General features: G+C 48.2%; 3 protein-coding genes. 2 read left to right on the top strand and 1 reads right to left on the bottom strand.

The annotated features are described in order from the left end of the window. Both OEM52_14180 and OEM52_14175 read left to right on the top strand, forming a co-directional pair. The coding region (locus tag OEM52_14180) for a hypothetical protein (protein ID MDK9701283.1) at nucleotides 1–611 on the top strand (611 nt) is incomplete at its 5' end. Then, nucleotides 592–2259, top strand: coding sequence for a hypothetical protein (locus OEM52_14175; GenBank protein ID MDK9701282.1), 1668 nt, complete (start codon nucleotides 592–594; stop codon nucleotides 2257–2259). The genes OEM52_14180 and OEM52_14175, both read left to right, overlap by 20 nt. Before the next feature lie 52 nt (nucleotides 2260–2311). Here OEM52_14175 and OEM52_14170 read toward each other — a convergent pair. Continuing rightward, nucleotides 2312–4413: T9SS type A sorting domain-containing protein (locus tag OEM52_14170; protein MDK9701281.1), on the bottom strand; the 2102-nt coding region annotated here is incomplete at its 5' end.

Below are 4413 nucleotides of genomic sequence, written 5' to 3'. Positions count from 1 at the left end.
TTGGACTGCTGTTTATCGTTTTAGCATCTTTGTTTGCCTGGTTTTACCTTTTTGCGTCGACCCGTGTTATTCTTGAATTCATGATGCCGCTGTTTGGAAATGCGTTTACACTAGCGAGCAACATCGCAAAGTGGTTGTTTGGTTTGGCACTGGTCTGGGGCGGAATTTTTGTTTTACTACGTTTCCTGAAAACCCGGTTAGCCGAAGAGATGACCCCTGATCAGTTGGAACGGCGATTCTCGCGATTTCAGCGAGTAGGCATCGTCGTTGCAATCGTTTTATCGTTGCCATTAGGAATCGGTCTCCCTGCCCCCATCGCCTGGGCATTTCCAATTGCGGTGTTTCTCGCGGTTTCGGTTGCTTCGATTCCACTGTTGAAGAGTTTGTTTGTCGGGATTTTCTGGCCGCTTGATCCAACCCACAGTGATGTGCGCATTCGATGGCAGGGAAAACTCTGGATCCTTGACGATTCGAAATGGGTCTTCGCCCATGTGCGTACCGATGAAGGAGATGAAGCGGTTATTCCATTGCATTGGTTCCTCGACTCCCAAGCCGGCGCGACATTAGTAAGACGGGAAATTCGAAAAGAAGATGCCCAAGCCAATTCATAACGAAGGGAATCTCCGCTCCATCCGCTTTCTATCTGCTATTGCACTCACCTTGGGTTTAGTGCGAGCCGGATGGCCTGCGCTTGGTATCAGCGAATTGCTGTTTCAGGTCGCGAGTATTTTTGCTGTCAGTTTAACCATCCTGAACAATGTTTATGGCCTGCTCGGCAAGAATCGACGCGAGTTCATCAAAGAACGAAAACTCGAGATCGCTATCGTCGGTCTGATTTTATTCTGGGCTTTGTCATGTCTGCTTGCTGCTTATGACGGCCACCTCGACCCGGAAACATCCCGTGAATTACTCAAATGGTCGGCATACCTCTTACTGGGTGTACCGATTGGATTTGCGCTCACCGAGACCCGCTTTGTTACGAAATGGTTGTTCCGGTTACAAAATCGGTTTGCCGCTACATTTGCCATCGTATTCTTTTCGACGGTGGTGGTTGGAGCACTTCTCCTGAATAGTCCCGGCGCATCGGCGAGTGGCGTTTCTGTTCCCTTAATGGACTGTCTTTTTACTTCGATTAGTGCTTGTGCCGTTACCGGCTTAACTACGATCGACGTGGGAACCACCTACTCCTCCTTCGGCAAAGCAATCTTGACAGTTTTGATGCTATTAGGAGGGTGGGGACCAGTGACAATGGCCGGATTGATGCGGGTACTCTCCGGCGAGCGGATGGTTTTCCATGAACGAAATGTCGGGATGGATGTGATGGCTGATGTGCAACACCGGGTCGCCCCCCTGATGAAAACGGTCCTCGGTGTAACTGTGGTTGCGATAGGCGCTGGTACTTTCATGCTATTCAACCTTTGGCCTGATTCGAGTTTAGCGCCATTACCAAGGTTGGGTTATGCAATTTTCCACTCGGTTAGTGCATACTGTAATGCCGGGTTGGGATTGTACTCTGATTCCCTGCTATCAATTTCGGAGGCTGCGCCACGGGTGTTGTTGATCATCTCATTGTTAGTCGTAGTCGGTGGATTAGGATTTCCGGTTTGGCTCGATATTCTTTCCACCCGCGGGTCGCACGAGCGTCACATTCATTCGAGAGTGACGGTTATTACTACGATAAGTTTAATTGTTGTCGGCGCGGTTTTCGCATTTTATATGCTGCCAGCCTCGATGGAAGCGGGCGAGAAATTGACCCGCGCGATTTTCCGGTCGATCACTCCCCGTACTGCCGGGTTCAGTGATTCTATGCTTGGTAGTTGGACATGGTTTCCCCTCACTTGGACAGCAATTCTGATGGTGATTGGTGCAGGAGCATCTTCGACGGCAGGCGGTATGAAAGTAACAACCCTCGCAGTGGTTACCATGAAGATTTTTGGCTCGAAAAAAGTGTGGGTTGGAGAGATGTTGAAGCGGGCGGTTGGTATGCTAATCGCTTACTTCACTGTGTTAACCCTGGGTGTGGCAGGTGTTTTTTGGTTTGAATCGGGGATGCATGGGAAGTACGTTTTTGAATGTATCAGCGCACTATCGACGGTCGGGTTATCGATGGATTTGACACCATCCTTGACCCACGGTAGTCAATTCGTTTTGATGGTGCTGATGTTTCTTGGCAGGATCGGTCCGCTTGCCCTTCTCGATATGTCACGAAAGAAGGTAGAAATCACGGAAGCACCTCCACCACCGTTGTTAATCGCCTAATTGTAAAAACGCCGGACTCGACAGTCCGGCGTTTTATTGTCATAGAAACTCTTTACTTGGTAAGCAGCATTTTTTCAGTTGCTTGGAACGCCCCGGCTTGGATGCGATAGAAGTAAACACCGCTTGGCAAATTGGCAGCATGAAACTCCACGAAGTGATTCCCTGCAGTTAGATTGTCGTTGACCAAGGTCGTAACCAATCTTCCGTTCAGGTCATAGACCGTTAGTTTCACATGCGCTGCTTGCGGTAATGCAAAGCGAATACTGGTCGAAGGATTAAATGGATTCGGGAAATTCTGTTCGAGCTTATACTCTGACGGAATCACCGTCGCCGGTGAGCTGCTCACATCAGTTGATTGTATTGGAAGATCTCGCGCTAAACCGGGATCGAGATCATGATTTCCTCGAACTGCATCTACTTCACTCATTGATTGTAGTGTCACCCTACTCCAGTTTTCGCCGCCATTAAAAGTAGTAAATACGCCGTTCCACCACGTACCGGCAACAACCTGCGAGCCAAATGCTGTCAGTTGTATGACATACCGATCCCACATTCCGTTGTAAGCATGTTCATAAGTCGCGCCTAAATCGAGTGAACGGAAGACGTAGGAACCATACGTACCCGCATACAGGATATTGCGTTCATCGACAGCAAGCGACCACACATAACGGTATTGAAGGTTTGATATAGTCCAGCTTAGTCCGCCATTCGTCGATTTTTGAATACCACCGCCAAACGATCCAACATAAAGATTATCGTTGGAATCAACAGCGAGCGCGGTCGTTATCAAAGTGGTTAATCCATTGTTCATTGTCGACCAGTTTAGTCCATGATCGCTCGACCGGAAAACACCATGGCCAAATGTGGCGGCAAAAAGGACACCATCTGCTTTTACTATCGAGCGGGTATCAAACGGCAGCGCAGTTTGCGTCCAGGTAATGGAAGTAATTGGTGAACGAAACACACCGAATTCGGTTGCCGCGTAAAGGTAATCATTATCAATAGTTAATGACCATACAAAGCCAACTCGAAGATTTGCTGTGATGTTCAGCCAACTTGTGCCTTGGTTATTGGTGTAGAATACTTTGCCTCCCCACGTACCAATGTAGATACCACCGGAATTATCTGGAAGCATCGCCCACAATTTATCGCTGGATACGGTACGTAACGAGTCAGCCATTCGTGCCCAGATTACTCCATACAACGATATTTGCGCTGATGTATTTGAGCGATACACCACACCTGTGGATGTTCCCCCGAATAGATGTCCAGAAGGGCTCAAAGCAAGCTCGGAACCAATCGGATTGCCATCGCCGGGCATTGTCGACCAACTGATACCGCGATCCATCGAATACTTCCAGCCACCGGTATTAAGAGCACCAAACAATGTATTACCGGGACCGGCGACAAGTGCAGTTAAATGAACACCGGAAGGAAATGGTTGTACCAGTGAAAATGTACCCGGATCACCTGAATAGGATGTGAACAAGCCTTGATCGATAGCACACAGGAATCTACCATCGGCTTCAAAGACGATGTCGCCAATGAGTGCACTGGGTGCGGTTGCAACAATACTCCAGGTAACACCTTCATCCAATGAACGATATATCAGGTAACTATCACGAGCATACAATTTTCCATCCGGTGCAAAAGCGATACTCTCAAATAAACCTGGCACAACCGCCGATGTAAAAGAGCGGGCATTGTTTGTTGACCGATATATCCAAGTCATCAGAATTGGCAATGAACGTCTGGCAAAAATGATCGTATTCGTTGCCGGACTGCGGGTTATCCCAACTGTCGGGCGTGCAGAGCCAGCCACATAAAAGCGTAGAACCACCCCAGCTTCGTTGATTAACTGCAAAGTTCCGTTATTTCTCGCAATTAGGATTGAATCGGGAGCAGTGAAAAACACTGAGTGGACTGTGGGATCACTTGGAGCAACCGCAAAGATCTGAGTCCAGCTCTCGCCGGCATCAACCGATTTTGCAACGCCACCATTGAAAGCTGCAAACACCGTATTTGCATCTTTAAAGGTGAAGCTCGTTACCGGATCAGTAGTTATACTACCCAAACTCGACATGTAAGGTGCTTGGGCAAATGCATAGGAAGCGAACATTAAAATGATGAGTATGATTCGCATGATTGTTTCTC

The sequence above is a fragment of the bacterium genome, assembly GCA_030247525.1.
Classification (GTDB): Bacteria; Electryoneota; JAOADG01; order JAOADG01; family JAOADG01; genus JAOTSC01.
This window is presented reverse-complemented; position numbering and strand designations above follow the sequence as displayed.